Here is a 16,456-nt window from a genome sequence, read left to right on the forward strand (position 1 = left end):
CGCTACTCCGCGAAGACGTCCGCGATGTGCTCGACGATCTCGGTGGCGCTGAACTTGTCGACGCGGAACGAGTTCGCGCCGAGGCCGTACACCTGGCCGTTCGCGACGGACGGAACGTTCGCGAGCACCTCGTCGGATCCGAAGCCCTCCTCGGCCGCCTGGTCGTCGGCCGACAGGACGAACGTCGTGTCGGCCGTGAGCTCGGTGAGGTGCTCGTAGTCGGCGAAGACGAAGTCGGCGCGGGGCTCGGGCTGCGTGTGCCAGTCGGCGTCGGGCTCCTCGATCGTGAAGCCGAGCGCCTGCAGGATCGAGCCGTGCGGGCCGTCGGCGTGGCCGATCGGGTTCGAGCCGCCCGGGCCGTTGTACGAGACGATATTCGCCTCGCCCTCCGGAACGGTGATCTTCTCGGCGGTCTCGGTGACGAGCGCGTCGAACTCGTCGATCGCCGACTGCGCCTCGGTCTCGAGACCGGTCGCCTCGCCGAGCTCGAGCGCGAGCTCCTCCCAGGTGCCCTCGCCGTAGTCGATGACGATGGTCGGGGCGATGTCCTGCAGGTCGGCGACGGCGTCGGCCATCGCGTCCTGGCCCGTCATCGCGACGACGATGAGGTCGGGCGCCGCAGCGATCGCGGCCTCGATGTCGGGGGCTCCGGCCGGCCACGCCTTCTCGACGCCCGCGGCATCGGCCGCGTCGGCCCACTGCGGGAAGAAATCGCCGTTCGCGTCGGTCGCCGTCACGGTCACCGGCGCGTCGATCGCCAGGAGCGTGCCGGTGGTGCTCACCGTCGTCGACAGGATGTTCTCGGGCTGCTCCGCGATCTCGGTCGTCGTGCCGTCGGCGTTCTCGAAGGTGCGGGGCCAGTCGCCCGAGCTGTCTGAGCCCGACTCCTCCGCGGGCGCGTCGCTCGCGGACGCGTCCGGTTCGTCGGATGCGCCGCAGCCGGCGAGCGCGAGCGCACCGGCGCTGAGGACGGCCGCGGCGAGCAGGGTGCGACGGGATCGGTGAGCGCGGGGCAGAGTCATGGTGGCCTTTCGGAGCACGTACGATGGGACGAGGTAAGCCTACCCTCACTTCATCGACCGGGAGAACCACGACGTGATCGACGCCGCCTTCGCCGCGCGCCCCGATTCCGCGGACCGACGCGCACTGACGACGCCGCCGCACACCCCGCGCCGGGTCGGCGTGGAGCGCGGCTCGTCTCCCGCCGTCGAGGCCGTCCGCGATGACCCCTCGTCCGCCGAGGAGTTCTGGGAGCGCATCGTCCGCGACGGAACGCCGCTCGTGGAGGGCACGGGATCCGTGCGGGAGTACACGTGGGCCCATCGCGGCGAGGCGGAACGCGTCGCGCTCGTGGCCGGCAAGCTCACGGACGACACGACGATGGACGACGTGATGTTCGAGCGCCTTCCGGGAACCGACCTGTTCGCGCTCACGCTGCGGATCCGCTCGGATTGGCGCGGGACCTACGCGCTCGCGGTCGACGACGGCTCGCCCGCGGAGCCGTCCCCCGCGCTCGCCGAGCGGCGCGCGCGGGCGCTCGGCGTCACGGACCCCGCGCGCCACGACCGCGTGACCGCCTGGTACGAGCTCGTGATCCGTTCTCGGCCCGACCCGCTCGCGCGCGAACAGTTCCGCGGGGCGTCCGTCGCATCCGGCCCCGACGCGCCGCCGCTCCCGGAGCGCGCCTCCTCCGACGAGGCCTGCCACATCTTTCCCGCCCGGATCCCGTCGGCCTCCGGCGGCGTCCGGGAAGCCGTGTGGTACCTCCCGCACGGCATCGCGCGCGCCGGGGGCGTGATCGTCATGCTCGACGGCGACCGGCGTCTCGCCGATGGCGAGGCCGAGTTCGCGGCCTGGGCCCGCGCGCATCTGGCCGCGGACACGGCCGTGCTGCTCCTCGGTCACGGATCCCTCGCCGAGCGCGACGCGGACCTGACCTGCAACCCGGCGCTCGTGGACGACCTCCGTGCGCTGCTCGCCGATGCGCCCATCGAGATCCCGGCGCATCCGGAGCGCACGGCGATCCAGGGATCCTCGCTCGGCGGCCTCTCCGCGCTCTACGCGCAGTGCGTCGCCCCCGAGGTCTTCGGCACCTCGATCTGCCAGTCGCCGTCGTTCTGGTGGCCGAACGCGAAGAGCGGGCACGATCCGGAGTGGCTCACGACGGCACTGGCGTCGTCCGCGGCGCGGCTGCGGAACGTGCATCTCTCGGTCGGAAGCGACGAATGGGTGCTCCTCGATCCCGTCCGGCGCATGCGGGATGTCGTGCGCACGCGCGCGGACCGCCTGGACTACGAGGAGTTCGCAGGCGGTCACGACGTGCCGTGCTGGGAGGCGTCCCTTCCCCGGGTGCTGCGCGCGTTCGGGGTCTGAGCCGGGCCTCAGCCGCGCTGCGGGAGATCCGTCAAGAGGTCCTCGAAGGATCCGCCGCCGAGGTAGGCCGCGGGGTCGTACGGGTCGGGCCGCTCGGTCGGCGCGGATCGCGTCAGGCGATCGGCCAGCTCGCGCGCGGCGCGATCGATGCGCTTCGCGAGCGGCGCGACCTGGTCGGCCTCCGCGCCCCAGTCGGAGCTGGCCGCGAACACGCCGGTCGAGATCGGCTCGGCATGCAGATACGTGAACAGCGGGCGCATCGCGTAGTCGATCGCGAGCGAGTGGCGCGCCGTGCCCGCCGTCGCCCCGAGCAGCACGGGCGTGCCGTCGAGCGCATCGCGGTCGAGCGCGTCGAGCCAGCTCTTGAACAGGCCCGAGTAGCTCGTCGAGAAGATCGGCGTGACGGCGATCAGCGCGTCGGCGCCCGTCACATACGCGTTGACGTCGGCGAGCGCCTTCGGGGCGAAGCCCGTCAGGAGGTTGTTCGTGATGTCGTGGGCGACGTCGCGCAGCTCGAACACACGCGCCTCCCGCTCCTCGCCGCGCGCGTCGAGCTCGGTGAACACCGCCTGCACGATCCTGTCGGCGAGCATGCGCGTCGACGACGGGTCGGATAGCCCCGCGGAGACGACCGCGATCTTCCTGGTCATCGGTCTGCCGCCTTTCCGAATGCGCTCTCGCTGTCTTGGTACGGGGATCCGCCGGTGACGTTGTCGCCGCGATTCGCGTTCGGCCGCGGCTGACGCGGTGCGGCGTCGCCGTACTTGGCGGTGACGAGCGCCGCGTGCGTCGGACCATCGGGCACATTCGCCGGCCGGTTCTTCTGCAGCTCGCGGCGCAGCACGGGCACGACCTCTTCGCCGAGGAAGTCGATCTGCTCGAGAACGATCTTGAGCGGCAGGCCGGCGTGGTCCATGAGGAACAGCTGGCGCTGATAGTCGCCGAAGGTGTCGCGCATGGCCGCATAGCGGTCGATCACCTGCTGCGGGGATCCGACGGTGAGCGGCGTCATCTCGGTGAAGTCCTCCATCGCGGGGCCGTTGCCGTAGACCGGAGCCGCGTTGAAGTACGGGCGGAACTGGTCGACCGCATCCTGCGAGTTCTTCGCCATGAACGCCTGACCGCCGAGGCCGACGATCGCCTGTTCGGGGGCGCCGTGGCCGTAGTGCGCGAAGCGCTGACGATACAGCGCGATGAGCCGCTGGTAGTGCTCCCTCGGCCAGAAGATGTTGTTCGCGAAGAAGCCGTCTCCGTAGTACGCGGCCTGCTCCGCGATCTCGGGCGTGCGGATGGAACCGTGCCACACGAACGGCGGCACATCATCGAGGGGGCGCGGGGTCGAGGTGAACCCGTTCAGCGCCGTGCGGAACTTCCCGTCGAAGTCGACGACGTCCTCCCGCCACAGGCGGTGCAGCAGCTGGTAGTTCTCGATCGCGAGGGGAAGGCCCTGGCGGATGTCCTTGCCGAACCACGGGTAGACCGGACCAGTGTTGCCGCGGCCCATCATGAGGTCCATGCGGCCGCCTGACAGGTGCTGCAGCATCGCGTAGTCTTCCGCGATCTTCACGGGGTCGTTCGTCGTGATGAGCGTCGTCGAGGTCGAGACGATGAGCCGCTCGGTCTGCGCCGCGATGTAAGCCAGCGTCGTAGTGGGCGACGACGAGAAGAACGGCGGGTTGTGGTGCTCGCCGATCGCGAACACATCGAGCCCCGCGTCCTCCGCGTGCTTCGCGATCGTGACAGCGTCGCGGATGCGCTGGGCTTCGCTCGGCGTCTCGCCCGTGACCGGGTTCTGCGTGACGTCGCTCACGCTCATCAGCCCGAACTGCATCGCCTGCGAGGTGGTGGTGTCGCTCATCGTGTCTCCCCTACTTTCCATGCAGCTGAATATACAAGATGAAACGCGCTCGCCGCTGAACTATTCCCAGGAACGCGAAAACCCGCCTCACACCGTGAGACGGGTTTTCGAGAAGTCGATTGAACGCTGGGCGCTCTGCTTCTGCTGCTACTGGTTCGTCGTTAGCGACGAAGGCCCAGGCGCGCGATCAGCGCACGGTAGCGTGCGATGTCGACGCGCTGGAGATAGCCGAGCAGACGGCGGCGCTGACCGACGAGCAGGAACAGGCCACGACGCGAGTGGTGGTCGTGCTTGTGCTCCTTGAGGTGCTCCGTCAGGTCGAGGATGCGACGCGACAGCATCGCAACCTGCACCTCGGGGGATCCGGTGTCACCGGGGTGCGTCGCGTACTCTTCGATGATCGACTTCTTGACTGCTGCTTCAAGTGCCATAGAAATTGATCCCCTCTCTGCTTGTTGCGCGGTGCCCTGCGCCTGATGCGCGAGCTCTCTTTATCCGCGGCCGTTGGACGGCAACCTCAGAAGTTTACCCTACGAACGCGCGCGAACACTCCACGCATGCAAAAGGCGGGGACCCGTGAGGATCCCCGCCTTTGCGCCTCGCGTCTTACGCGTCGATCAGATCGATGATGAAGATGAGGGTCTTGCCGCCGAGGAAGTGGCCGGACCCCGCGGGGCCGTATGCCAGTGCCGGCGGGATGGTCAGCTTGCGGCGACCGCCGACCTTCATGCCGGGGATCCCCTCCTGCCAGCCCTTGATGAGCATGCCGAGCGGGAACTGCGCGGCCTCGCCGCGGCTCCACGACGAGTCGAACTCCTCGCCGGTGTCGTACTCGACGCCGGCGTAGTGGATCGTGACGGTGGCGCCGGGCTTCGCTTCGGATCCATCACCGACGATGATGTCCTGGATCTCCAGCTGATCGGGGGCCGGCCCCTCGGGTGCGTCGAACTCGGGCTTCGTGCGATCTGCAGTCATGCCTCTATCTTCACCGAACGCCCGCTGAAGGTGAACCGAATGCGCTATGGGCGAAACCCGCCCCACAAAAGAACCAGCACCTGGGTCTCGGCAAGGCCGGAGAACCTGTCAGGTGCTGGTCTATGCCCAATACCATCGCCCATCCGCCGACGCGTGTCAAGAGCCCGCGATCGAAAGGTTATGTGCCGATCGGTGCCAACAGCTCGGCCCGCGTGAGCATCATGCGCTGCAGCAGCGCCCGTTCGTCGGCGGCCGCTCCCGGATCCTTGCCGGTCAGGGCGCGCTGGCGCGCCCATGCGAGGCGAGCGCCGTCGAAGATGAACTGCTCCATAATGGGGCGGCGGTCCCCCGGCAGCGAACGAGCCCACAGAAGGCCCGCCCTGCGCCCGTGCGAGGTGGAGAGCATGTCGGCCTCGTGAGAGGTGAACCACCCGGCATGCACGTAGTCCTGCAGCCGTTCGCGCCGGATCTGCAGCTCCTCGCTCCGGATCCGGATCGCGACGATCAGGAACACGACGAACAAGGGCACCTGCAGCAGAACGTACGGCAGGTAGAACCCCGCGAACTGCGCCGACGCGTTCCAGAACGCGTGCAGCGCGATCGCGACGAGCAGGCCGAGGAACCAGGGCAGCCACACAGGCCTCGCGCGGCGCACCGCGAGCCCGACGGCGAAGCCGCACGCCGCCGTGAACATGATGTGGGCGAACGGCGAGAGCACGGCACGGATGAAGAACACGGCGGTGAGCCCGCCAACGCCGCCTTCGGCGAGCGCCTCGATGAAGTACTTCACGTTCTCGCCGAGCGCGAAGCCTGCGCCGATGAGTCCGCCGTAGATGATGCCGTCGAGCGCCCCGTCGAGAGCGCGGCGCGCCATCGCGAGCACCACGAGGATCCCGGCGCACTTGAGCGTCTCTTCGACGATCGGCGCCTGCACGACCCCGCTGAACCACTCGATGTCTCGCACGATGGGGAACGAGCGCCACACGAAATCGCCGATGATGATCGTGACGATCACGGCGACGAACGCTCCCCACGCCGCGGCGACGAGCATCAGGCCCTTCGGTTCGGGCTCCCACCGATCGAGCCACATCAGCCCCATCACCACGCCGCCGAAAGGGACGAACGCGAGGATCGAGGCGAGCACCGGCGCGACCGCGCCGTAGACGGTGACGAAGAACCCGAGCGTTGCGAGGGCGAAGATGCCGACGAGGAGCCACACCCACGGCCACACCGTGCGCCCCTGACGCAGCAGGCGCGGCGGCGCGACCGGGAGGTGCGGCTCGCCGACCGGCGCATCAGAGATGAGCGCACCCGCCCGCCGACGCCGGCTGGAGAAAGCGCGCCCGTCGGATCCCGCATCGAAATAGGCCATCGGCTCGAATTCTATGGGGAAGCGACACCCTCTGCGATCAGCGCCGCCGATAGGCTGGATCCATGCGTTTCGCCCACGTCGTGCTTCCTGATTCAGACTCTCCCGTGCTCGCACACGTGACCGACGACGGCGTCGTCGCCGTTTCGTCGCTCGTGGCGGGAGGACCGTCGACGCTCGAGCAGCTGATCGCGGGCGGCGATGACCTGCTGCGCAGCGTCGAGCGCGCCGCGCAGAGCGCCGAGCGGATTCGCGTCGAGGACGTCGCGTTCGGGCCCGCCGTGCTCGCTCCCCCGTCGATCATGGCGGTCGGGCTGAACTACTCGGCGCACGCGGGCGAGCTCAGCCTCAAGAGCGACGACACCCCGACCGTCTTCACGCTCTGGCCGAACTCGCTGGCGGCACACGAGGGCACCACCACGTGGTCGCGCGCGCAGACCGAGTCGGTCGACTACGAGGCCGAGCTCGGCGTGATCATCGGCCGCGCCGCGAGGGACGTCTCGGTCGAGGACGCCCTCGACCACGTGTTCGGATACACCGTCGTCAACGACATCTCCGCGCGCAACATCCAGTACTCCGAGGCGCAGTGGTGCCGCTGCAAGTCGCTCGACGGCTTCACCCCCGTGGGCCCGTACGTCGTGACGGCCGACGAGATCCCCGACCCGCAGGCGCTGAAGATCTGGACCCGCATCGGCGACGAGATGCTGCAGGACGCGACAACGGCGCAGATGATCCGCTCGGTCGCGACGCTCATCTCGCACCTGTCGCGGGGCATCACGCTGCTTCCGGGAACGCTCATCTCGACGGGTTCCCCCGGCGGATCCGGGTACTCGCGCACGCCGCAGGTACTGCTCGCCGACGGCACGACCGTCTCGGTCGGCGTCGAGCACATCGGCGAGCTGACCACCCACTGCCGCACGACGGAGTAGCTCCGTACCGTGTCCCACTTGGTGCGGCTCTGAGCGCCCTGCTCCCGCGCCGAGCGGAACACGATAGAGGCGGGGTTACGGCAGGTCTTCGGGGGCGATGATCGGGATCGCCGTGGTCGCCGGCTCGAGGCCGATCAGGCGGCCGGGGCGCAGCCGCTTCGTGACCTCCGCGCGATCCATCAGCCCCGCCTCGACGACGAGGTCGGCGACGTCCTTGCCGGTCAGCAGCGCCGTCTTCGCGAGCGCCGCCGCCGAGGAATAGCCGATGTACGGCGTCAGCGCCGTGATGACGCCGACGCTCTGGCCGACCATGGCTCCGAGGCGCTCGGTGTTCGCGGTGATGCCGTCGACGCAGTTCACGCGCAGCGTGCGCATCGCCTGGCGCATCCAGGTGATCGACTGGAACAGCGCGTGCCCGATGACGGGCTCGAACGCATTCAGCTGCAGCTGACCGGCCTCGGCCGCCATCGTCACCGTCATGTCGTTGCCGACGACCGCGAACGCGACCTGGTTGACGACCTCGGGGATCACGGGGTTGACCTTGGCCGGCATGATCGAAGATCCGGCCTGCTTCGCGGGCAGGTTGATCTCGCCGAACCCGGCCTGCGGCCCCGACGACAGCAGCCGCAGGTCGTTGCAGATCTTCGACAGTTTGATGGCCGAGCGCTTGATCGAGCTGGAGAACGACATGAACGCGCCGGTGTCGCTCGTGGCCTCGATGAGGTCGCCCGCGGTGCGCAGCGGCAGGCCCGAGATCTCCGAGAGGTGGCGGCGCACCGACTCGCCGTAGCCCGGCGTCACGTTGATCCCCGTGCCGATCGCCGTCGCGCCCATGTTGATCTCGTGCAGCAGCACGGAGTTGTCGGTGAGCCGCTGGAGGTCCTCGCGCAGCGTCGTCGCGAAGCCGTGGAACTCCTGCCCGAGCGTCATCGGCACCGCATCCTGCAGTTGGGTGCGCCCGACCTTCAAGATGTCGTTGAACTCGCGCCCCTTGGCGCTGAACGCCTGGCTGAGTTTGTCGAGCTCCTCGAGCTGAGAGACGTGCGCGAGCAGGATCCCGATCTTCAGCGCCGTCGGGTAGACGTCGTTCGTCGACTGCGATCGGTTGGTGTGATCCGTCGGCGACAGGTAGGCGTAGTCGCCCTTCTCGCGCCCCGCCATCTCGAGCGCAACGTTCGTGATGACCTCGTTGGCGCACATGTTCGTCGATGTTCCGGCGCCGCCCTGGATCACGCCGACCGCGAACTGGTCGTGGAACTCACCGTCGATCACCCGCTGGCTCGCCCGGTCGATGAGGTCGGCGCGGTCGGCATCGAGCGCACCGACCTGCTTGTTGGCGCGCGCCGCGGCCTGTTTGACCATGGCGAGGGCCGTCACGAGCTCGGAGTAGACCGAGATCTCGCGCTTCGTGATGTCGAAGTTCTCTCGAGCTCGAAGGGTGTGTATGCCCCAATAAGCATCGGCGGGGATCTCCCGCGAGCCCAGGGAATCGGATTCTGTACGCGTCGTCGCGATGTGTTCCATGCCCTCAGGATAGGTGACGTTCAATGTCGAATCTCCTGCCGCGCGGGCCCGCGCGCCGGTGCCCGTCACGCGCGCTTGCGCGAGAAGAAGTCGAGCCGTTCTTCCGGCGTCATCGCCTCCAGGCGCTGGTACCACGCAGGGGTGAAGAACTCCGCGGGATCCGCGGCGGCGACCGGCACGACCGTACTGGTCACCTGATCGTCGTACACGTGCACGAGATGGAACGACTGCCCCGCGTCCATTCCATTGATCTGGCGCGAGGGTCGGGCCACGTCCATCGTGTAGCAGCTCGCCGCGGCCACGAACGTCGGGACACCCGCGAAGCTGCCGCTCATCGAGTAGTGCAGGTGCCCCGCGAGGATCGCGCGCACGTCGGATCCTTCGATCGCCTCGGCGAAAGCCGTTTGGTTCTGCAGTTCCAGGATGTCGAACATCGGCACGTGGCTCGGCAGCGGCGGGTGGTGCAGCGCGAGGATCGTGCCGCGCGGCGCGGGCTTGTTCAGCTTGTCGCGCAGCCAGTCGAGCTGTTCGTCGTCGATGCGTCCGTGGTGCCAGCCCGGGACGGTGGAGTCGAGGGCGATGAGTCGCAGGCCATCGAGGTCGAATGCATGGCGGATCGCCTTCTGCGAGTAGTCCTCCCCCAGCAGGTCGCGGCGCATCTCCGGGCGCTCGTCGTGGTTGCCCGCGATCCACATGATGGGGATCCCCATCCGCTCCGCGACCGGCTCGACCATGTCCTTCAGCGCGCGGTATGCGTCTGGCTCGCCGAGCTCGGTCAGGTCGCCGGTGATGACGAGGGCGCTGGCCCCCTCGACCCTCTGGATCCGGTCGAGCATCGCACGCAGATTCGCTCGGGTGTCGTACTCGCCGCCGAGCAGCCGATCGCCCGCCAACAGGTGTGTGTCGCTGATGTGGATGAGCGTGTGGTGCGCGGGTTCGTGCTGACCGAACTTCATGCCACCAACGGTAACGTGGACATGGTGACTGCACCGATTGCCCCGCGCGTTCCGACTGTACGAATCCACCACGGTCGAGAGTTCTCGGATCCGTACGAGTGGCTGCGCGACAAGGACTCGCCCCAAGTCATCGAGCACCTCGAGGCCGAGAACGCACACACCGACGAGCAGCTCGCTCACCTCGAACCGCTTCGCGACCGGATCTTCAACGAGATCAAGGGCCGAGTGCGCGAGACCGACCTCTCCGTGCCGCTGCGGCGCGGTGACTGGTGGTACTACGGCCGCTCCATCGCGGGCAAGGAGTACGGCGTGCAGTGCCGGGCGCCGATCACGGATCCGGACGACTGGACGCCGCCGACGCTGAGCACGGACGACGACGTGCCGGGCGAGGAGATCCTGCTCGACGCGAACATCGAGGCGGGCGGCAACGAGTTCTTCTCGCTCGGCGCGTTCGGCGTGACGCTCGACGGATCCCGCATGCTGTGGGGCGTCGATCTCGCGGGCGACGAGCGCTACTCGGTGCGGGTGCGCGACATCGCCACGGGCGAGGTGCTGCCCGATCTGCTCGAGGACATCTCCTCCGGCGCATCGTTCACGCCCGACGGGCAGTTCATCCTGTACTCGACCGTCGACGAGGCGTGGCGTCCGGATCAGGTGTGGCTGCACCGCGTCGGCGAGCCCGGCCGCGAGAACGACGTCATGCTGTTCCACGAGACGGACGAGGCGTTCTGGGTCGGCGCGGGCTTCACCCGCAGCCACGAGTTCTTCATGATCGTCTCCGGATCCAACACCACGAGCGACGTCTCGCTCTTCCGCGCCGCCGATGTCGAGCGGCTCTACGCCGGCGAGGAGGTCGAGTCGTACTCGGTGTTCGCGCGCGAGGACGGCGTGGAGTACTCGGTCGATCACGCCGTCGTCGACGGCCGCGACTGGTTCTACGTGCTGCACAACCAGGACGCCGAGGACTTCGCCCTCGTGCGCCTGCCCGTCGATGACCCAGCCGCAGCGCCCGAGACGGTGATCCCGCACCGCCCCGGCGTGCGCCTCGAAGACGCCGACTGCCTGCGCGACTTCGCGATCGTCGAATACCGCTCCGGCGGAATCGCGCGCATCGCGATCCTTCACTACCCGGGTCACGACGTGCGCGAGATCTCGTTCGACGAGCCGCTGTTCACGGCGGGAGCGTCGGGCAATCCCGAATGGGCGCAGCCCGTCGTGCGGCTGAACTACGACTCGTTCACCTCGCCCAGCACGGTGTTCAATTATCACGTCGCGACGGGCGAGCTGACGGCGCTGAAGCGCGCGGAGATCCTCGGCGGGTACGACCGCGACGAGTACGGCCAGGAGCGCGTGTGGGCGCCCGCCGCCGACGGCACGCAGATCCCGGTCTCGCTCGTATGGAAGCGCTCGTTCGGGGCGCCGGGCGAATCCGTGCGGCCCGTGCACCTGTACGGCTACGGGGCGTACGAGCACTCGATCGACGCCCACTTCTCGATCGCGCGGCTGTCGATGCTCGACCGCGGCGTCGTCTACGCGATCGCTCACGTGCGCGGCGGCGGCGAGATGGGCCGCGCCTGGTACGAGAACGGCAAGCTCGAGCACAAGCGCAACAGCTTCACCGACTTCGTCGACGTCGCGCGCCACTTGGTCTCGGACGGCATCACGACGGCCGACAAGATCGTCGCGGAAGGCGGATCCGCGGGCGGCCTCCTGATGGGCGCGGTCGCGAACATCGCCCCGGACGCGTTCGGCGGCATCCTCGCGGACGTGCCGTTCGTCGACGCTCTCACGACGATCCTCGATCCGTCGTTGCCCCTCACCGTGATCGAGTGGGAGGAGTGGGGCGACCCGCTGCACGACGAGGCGTTCTACGACCTGATGGCGTCGTACTCGCCGTACGAGAACGTGCGCGAGAACGCGACGTACCCGCGGATCCTCGCGATGACGTCGCTCAACGACACTCGTGTGTTCTACGTCGAGCCCGCGAAGTGGGTGGCGCGCCTGCGCGAGGTCGGCACCGACGTGCTGTTCAAGTGCGAGATGGTGGCCGGCCACGGCGGCGTCTCGGGCCGCTACAACTCCTGGCACGAACGCGCCTACCAGCTCGCCTGGATCCTCGACGTGATGGGGATCTCAGAGTAGAAGGTGCGGGCCTCGCCTTTCAGCTCCCTGCCGCGTCCCAGGGTCAGCCGAAGAGGGCGGAGGCCTCTTCGTAGCGGGCGTAGGGGACCTCGTTGAGCTCGCCCAGCGCGTCCTCGAACGTTACGCGCTCGATGTCCGTGCCCTTCATGGCGACCATCTCGCCCCAGGCTCCGTCGACGACCCCGTCAGCGGCGTGCAGGCCGAGACGGGTGGCGAGGACGCGGTCGAACGCGGACGGGGATCCGCCGCGCTGAATGTGGCCGAGCACCGTCGAGCGCGTCTCGATGCCGGTCGCCTTCTCGATCAGCGGAGCAAGGACCTCGCTGATGCCGCCGAGGCGCGGGCGGTTGAAGGCATCGAGCCCCTTGTCGGAGTATGCCTCTTCCTGGCCCTTGATCTTGAAGCCCTCGGCGACGACGACGAGCGGCGCGCGCCCGCGCTCGGAGGCCGAGGCGACCTGCTCGCAGATGTCGTCGAGCGTCAGCGGCACCTCGGGGATGCAGATGATGTGCGCACCCGCGGCCATGCCCGAATGCAGCGCGATCCAACCGACGTGACGACCCATGACCTCCGCGACCATGCACCGCTGGTGCGAATCGCCCGTCGTGCGCAGGCGGTCCATCGCCTCGGTGGCGATGTTGACGGCGGTGTCGAAGCCGAACGAGTAGTCGGTGGCCCGAAGGTCGTTGTCGATCGTCTTCGGCACGCCGAGCACCGGAACGCCGTCGTTCCAGAGACGGTTGGCCGCCGCCAGTGTGCCCTCGCCGCCGATCGCGATGATGCCGTCGATCTTGTGCCCGTACATCGTCTTCTTGATGTTCTCGGCGCCCCCGCGATCACCCTCGTACGGGTTCGTGCGGCTGGTGCCGAGGATCGTGCCGCCGACCTTCGACAGGCCCTTCACCTCGGTGCGCTGCAGCGGGAAGAAGTCGGCGTCGACGAGACCGCGCCACCCATCGCGAATGCCGACGAATTCGATGCCGTACTTCCGCGAGCCCTTCAGCACGGCTCCGCGAATGACAGCGTTCAGTCCAGGGCAGTCTCCGCCCGACGTGAGGATCCCGATCTTCATACTCCGAGACTATTGCCTGACGCCGACATCCGCATCGCGATCGCCCCGCGCGCGTCGCCGATTCGGGTTAGATTGACGGATCCCCTCGCTTTCGACGAACGGATCACCGCCATGACCGACACCGCCCACGCCTCCCTCGTCATCGGCGAGGCCCTGATCGACGAGGTGGCGCTGCCGGACGGATCCGTCTCGCGCACGCCCGGCGGCAGTCCCTTCAACGTCGCGATCGGGCTGTCGAGACTCGGGGTGAACACCGGTTTACTCGCGCACATGGGCGACGACGACGACGGATCCGTACTCGCCGCCCGCCTCGCGTCTGACGACGTGACTGAGATCGGGGCTCGGCACGGATCCACCTCCGTCGCGCACGCGACGATCGCAGACGACGGCTCTGCGGCGTACGACTTCCGCGTCGCGTGGGATCCGCGCCCGACGTCGGACTGGCTCGAGCGCCAGTGGACACACGTTCACGTCGGATCGTTCTCCGCCTACCGCGATGGAACGAGGCGGCTGCTCGAGCGCGCGCTCGACCGACCCGAGGCGCCGCTCGTCACGTTCGATCCGAACATCCGAGCCTCGCTGATCGGCTCGCGCGACGAGGTGCGGGCGCGCGCTCAGGAGCTCGCACGCCGGTCGCAGGTCGTGAAGCTGAGCGACGAGGATGCCGACTGGCTCTCCCCCGGTGTCGCGCTCGACGACGCCGCCGACCGCCTGCTCGCGATGGGACCCCGTGTGGTCGCCATCACCCGGGGCGGCGACGGATCCGTGCTGGCGACGCCCGATGCTCGGGTCTCGCTCGGCGCGCCGCGCACCGAGGTCACCGACACGATCGGCGCCGGAGACAGCTACATGGCCGCGCTGATCGCGCACCTGCTCGCCCACGGCCTGCCGGTGACCGCCGCCGAGCTCGAAGCCGCGGGATCCTACGCGCAGCGCGCGGCGGCGATCACCGTCTCGCGACGGGGCGCGAATCCGCCCACCGCGGCCGAGATCGCCTGAAACGACGCTGCGGGGCCCGCCTCACAAGAGCGAGCCCCGCAGCATGATCCGTCTACCCGCCGAGCGCGTCCCGCAGAATCGACTTGAGCGCCGACAGCTGCACCGACTCGACATCGCCATCCGGCACCTGAGCGCCGTCGAGGGCCCGCGCCGCGAGACCCTCCTTGCTGTCGATCAGCTCGGCGATCTTCTGGTCGATCGTGTGCGCGGCGATGATGCGCCACGCCGTGACCGGCTCGTCCTGCCCGATGCGGTGCACGCGGTCGATCGCCTGCGTCTGCTCGGCAGCGGTCCAGCTGAGCTCTGCGAGCACGACGTTCGACGCCGCCTGCAGGTTCACACCGACGCCGGCCGCCGTGAGCGAACACACGGCGACGCCGACCTCGGGATCGTCGTTGAACGCGTCGATCGCCTGCTGGCGCGCCGTCGCCGACTGCTCGCCGCGGATCGAGACCGACTTGATCCCGTCCTCCTTGAACTGGCGCTCGGCCTGATCCATGACGTCGACGTGCTTCGCGAAGAACACGACCTTGCCGACGGAGCGCTGCAGCTGAGCCGCATACTCCGCAGCGAGCGGGGCCTTGCCCTGACCGATGCGGCGGACCATCGAGAACACATTCGTGCCGTCGGTCCCGGCGGCGCGCGACTCTTCCAGCTCACCGTTCGCCACGAGGTTCACGATGTCTTCATCGATCTCGCCTTCGGCGAGGCCGCGGTCGCCGCGCGCCTCGATGATGCGGCGGTACCGGTCGGCCAGGCGGCGCGCGAGCTCGCGCTCGGCCTGCGCGATCGAACGGCCGAACTCGTCGTCGAGCTGCACCGGCATGTCGGCGATGAGCTTGTCCGGCAGATCCTTCGCAACGTCCTTCTTGCGACGGCGAACGATTCCCAGATCGATCACTGCCTGGCGCGCGGCCGGGTAGAAGCCCTTATCGGCCGGCGTGAAACCGGCCTCATCGAGGCGCTCCATCAGCTCGGGGCCGGGCTTGGTGCCGTCCGTCCACCCGAGGAAGCGCCAGATCGCGTCGAAGTCTTCGACGTCGTTGATGAGCGGCGTTCCCGTCAGCGCCATGAGCAGGGGGTCCCCGCCCGGCGCCGTCTCGATCACGCGCTGCGCGAGCGCCAGCACGTTCTGCGAGCGCTGCGACGACAGGTTCTTGATGAAGTGCGCCTCGTCGACGACCATGCCCCTGAGGCCGACCTCGCTCAGCCAACCGAGGTGGCGATCGAGGATCTCGTAGTTGACGATGAACACGTCGGCGAAGGCATCGACGTCCTTACCGTCGCCCATGATCACGCTCGCGCGGCGCTGCGGCGTCCACCGCTCGACCTCGCGCGCCCAGTTCATCTTCACGACGTTCGGGACGACGACGAGCAGCGGGTACGCACCGGCGACCGAGGCCGCCAGCACCGACTGCGCCGTCTTGCCGAGGCCCGGCTCATCGGCGAGGAGGAACCGGCGATGGCCCTCGCGGACCGACTCGAGGAAGCGCGACTGGTGCTTCATGACCTCGAGGCCCTTGGGCGAGAGGCGATCGAACTCAGGAAGCTCGGGAAGCGGCATCGTCGCGGATCCGCCGCCCGCGCCCTGCGCGAACGCCTTGTACAGCGGCCCCATCAGCTCCCAGCTGTCGAGCTGACGACGGGGCTGATCGGCGTCGTGGATGCGCGTGGCATCGGGCGCGAGGAATGGGTTCGACTCGATCCGTGCGTCGACCTGCACGGGACGCACGGCGCGCTCCGTCGCAACGGCCGGCACGATCGGCGCGCTCGCGACCTGAGGGGCGTCGTCGATCACGAGCTCCTCGGGCGGCAGATCCACCCCCGCGTCGAGCAGCCAATCACGACGCATGCGCCGCGCCACCGGGCTCGTCGCCTGGTCGGCCTCGAGCAGCTGGATCAGCGACGTGTCGCGGGCAGCGGTCTTCGCGAGGATCGTGGCCACGCCGTCGAGCCGCTTCAGCAGCTCGGCGCGCGAGCTGTCGCTGAGCGCCGTATCGGCCTTCACGCGCGCGCGCTCTTCGCGCACGAGGAAGGCGATGACCTGGAACTTCACCCGGTTCGTCGGTCCGAGCTTGTTCTTCTGGGCCTTCGCCTCGATCTCACGCACTTTGCGCGCAAGGATCGGAATGATCGGCGCCCCATCATCGCGTCGAGCGGACGAGGTCTTCTTGCGCTGTCGCGCGGGTGCCGTAGTCGGCATGCTCCTCCTGAGCCAAATCACCGCTGACGAGAGGCCAACGGCCGTGAGATCGTGCG

At 68.7% G+C, this 16,456-nt stretch carries 14 protein-coding genes; 4 read left to right on the forward strand and 10 right to left on the reverse strand.

Features of this window, described 5'->3' with window-relative positions; genetic code table 11:
- Positions 1-2: 2 nt before the first annotated feature.
- The gene (gene fepB / locus G510_RS0102445; protein ID WP_051216222.1) at positions 3-1,022 is read right to left on the reverse strand and encodes a Fe2+-enterobactin ABC transporter substrate-binding protein; all 1,020 of its coding nucleotides are present in this window, start codon (positions 1,020-1,022) and stop codon (positions 3-5) included.
- A 73-nt stretch (positions 1,023-1,095) separates the two neighbouring features.
- On the opposite strand from fepB, the gene G510_RS0102450 reads away from it, so the two are divergent.
- Positions 1,096-2,373 (forward strand): enterochelin esterase domain-containing protein, encoded by a 1,278-nt coding sequence (locus G510_RS0102450; protein ID WP_029152302.1) that lies wholly within the window; start codon positions 1,096-1,098, stop codon positions 2,371-2,373.
- Positions 2,374-2,381: 8 nt separating this feature from the next.
- Here G510_RS0102450 and G510_RS0102460 read toward each other — a convergent pair whose 3' ends face one another.
- The 5 genes from G510_RS0102460 to G510_RS15135 all read right to left on the reverse strand — a co-directional run bounded on the left by G510_RS0102460 (position 2,382) and on the right by G510_RS15135 (position 6,578).
- The gene (locus G510_RS0102460; RefSeq protein ID WP_029152303.1) at positions 2,382-3,023 is read right to left on the reverse strand and encodes an FMN reductase; all 642 of its coding nucleotides are present in this window, start codon (positions 3,021-3,023) and stop codon (positions 2,382-2,384) included.
- Entirely contained in the window at positions 3,020-4,231 is a 1,212-nt protein-coding gene (locus G510_RS0102465; protein ID WP_029152304.1) for an LLM class flavin-dependent oxidoreductase, read from the reverse strand. The genes G510_RS0102460 and G510_RS0102465 overlap by 4 nt, the downstream gene beginning before the upstream one ends.
- Before the next feature lie 161 nt (positions 4,232-4,392).
- Complete coding sequence (gene rpsO, locus G510_RS0102470) at positions 4,393-4,662, reverse strand: 30S ribosomal protein S15 (RefSeq protein ID WP_029152305.1); 270 nt, start codon at positions 4,660-4,662, stop codon at positions 4,393-4,395.
- Between the two features lie 175 nt (positions 4,663-4,837).
- Positions 4,838-5,206, reverse strand: coding sequence for an FKBP-type peptidyl-prolyl cis-trans isomerase (locus G510_RS0102475; protein ID WP_029152306.1), 369 nt, complete (start codon positions 5,204-5,206; stop codon positions 4,838-4,840).
- Between the two features lie 178 nt (positions 5,207-5,384).
- A complete protein-coding gene (locus G510_RS15135; protein ID WP_084644162.1) occupies positions 5,385-6,578 on the reverse strand; it encodes a PrsW family intramembrane metalloprotease in 1,194 nt (397 codons plus the stop codon).
- A gap of 62 nt (positions 6,579-6,640) precedes the next feature.
- Here G510_RS15135 and G510_RS0102485 point away from each other — a divergent pair, with 62 nt between their 5' ends.
- On the forward strand, positions 6,641-7,504 hold the full coding sequence (locus G510_RS0102485; RefSeq protein ID WP_029152307.1) for a fumarylacetoacetate hydrolase family protein: 864 nt from the start codon (positions 6,641-6,643) through the stop codon (positions 7,502-7,504).
- A 75-nt stretch (positions 7,505-7,579) separates the two neighbouring features.
- On the opposite strand, the gene G510_RS0102490 is transcribed toward G510_RS0102485, so the two are convergent.
- Together G510_RS0102490 and G510_RS0102495 are read right to left on the reverse strand one after the other, a co-directional pair.
- Positions 7,580-9,028: an aspartate ammonia-lyase gene (locus tag G510_RS0102490; RefSeq protein WP_029152308.1), complete on the reverse strand. Its 1,449-nt coding sequence runs from the start codon at positions 9,026-9,028 to the stop codon at positions 7,580-7,582.
- A gap of 65 nt (positions 9,029-9,093) precedes the next feature.
- Complete coding sequence (locus G510_RS0102495; protein WP_029152309.1) at positions 9,094-9,984, reverse strand: metallophosphoesterase; 891 nt, start codon at positions 9,982-9,984, stop codon at positions 9,094-9,096.
- Positions 9,985-10,005: 21 nt separating this feature from the next.
- Between G510_RS0102495 and G510_RS0102500 the strand changes: the two genes are divergently transcribed.
- Positions 10,006-12,126, forward strand: a complete 2,121-nt coding sequence (locus tag G510_RS0102500; RefSeq protein ID WP_029152310.1) for a S9 family peptidase — start codon at positions 10,006-10,008, stop codon at positions 12,124-12,126.
- 43 nt (positions 12,127-12,169) lie between these two features.
- On the opposite strand, the gene G510_RS0102505 is transcribed toward G510_RS0102500, so the two are convergent.
- Positions 12,170-13,198, reverse strand: coding sequence for a 6-phosphofructokinase (locus tag G510_RS0102505; protein ID WP_029152311.1), 1,029 nt, complete (start codon positions 13,196-13,198; stop codon positions 12,170-12,172).
- Positions 13,199-13,309: 111 nt separating this feature from the next.
- On the opposite strand from G510_RS0102505, the gene G510_RS0102510 reads away from it, so the two are divergent.
- Positions 13,310-14,197, forward strand: coding sequence for a carbohydrate kinase family protein (locus G510_RS0102510; protein WP_029152312.1), 888 nt, complete (start codon positions 13,310-13,312; stop codon positions 14,195-14,197).
- A 52-nt stretch (positions 14,198-14,249) separates the two neighbouring features.
- Here G510_RS0102510 and G510_RS0102515 read toward each other — a convergent pair whose 3' ends face one another.
- Positions 14,250-16,400, reverse strand: a complete 2,151-nt coding sequence (locus G510_RS0102515; protein WP_029152313.1) for a DEAD/DEAH box helicase — start codon at positions 16,398-16,400, stop codon at positions 14,250-14,252.
- Positions 16,401-16,456: the final 56 nt, after the last annotated feature.

This window comes from Microbacterium gubbeenense DSM 15944 (genome assembly GCF_000422745.1).
In the GTDB taxonomy this organism is placed as follows: domain Bacteria; phylum Actinomycetota; class Actinomycetes; order Actinomycetales; family Microbacteriaceae; genus Microbacterium; species Microbacterium gubbeenense.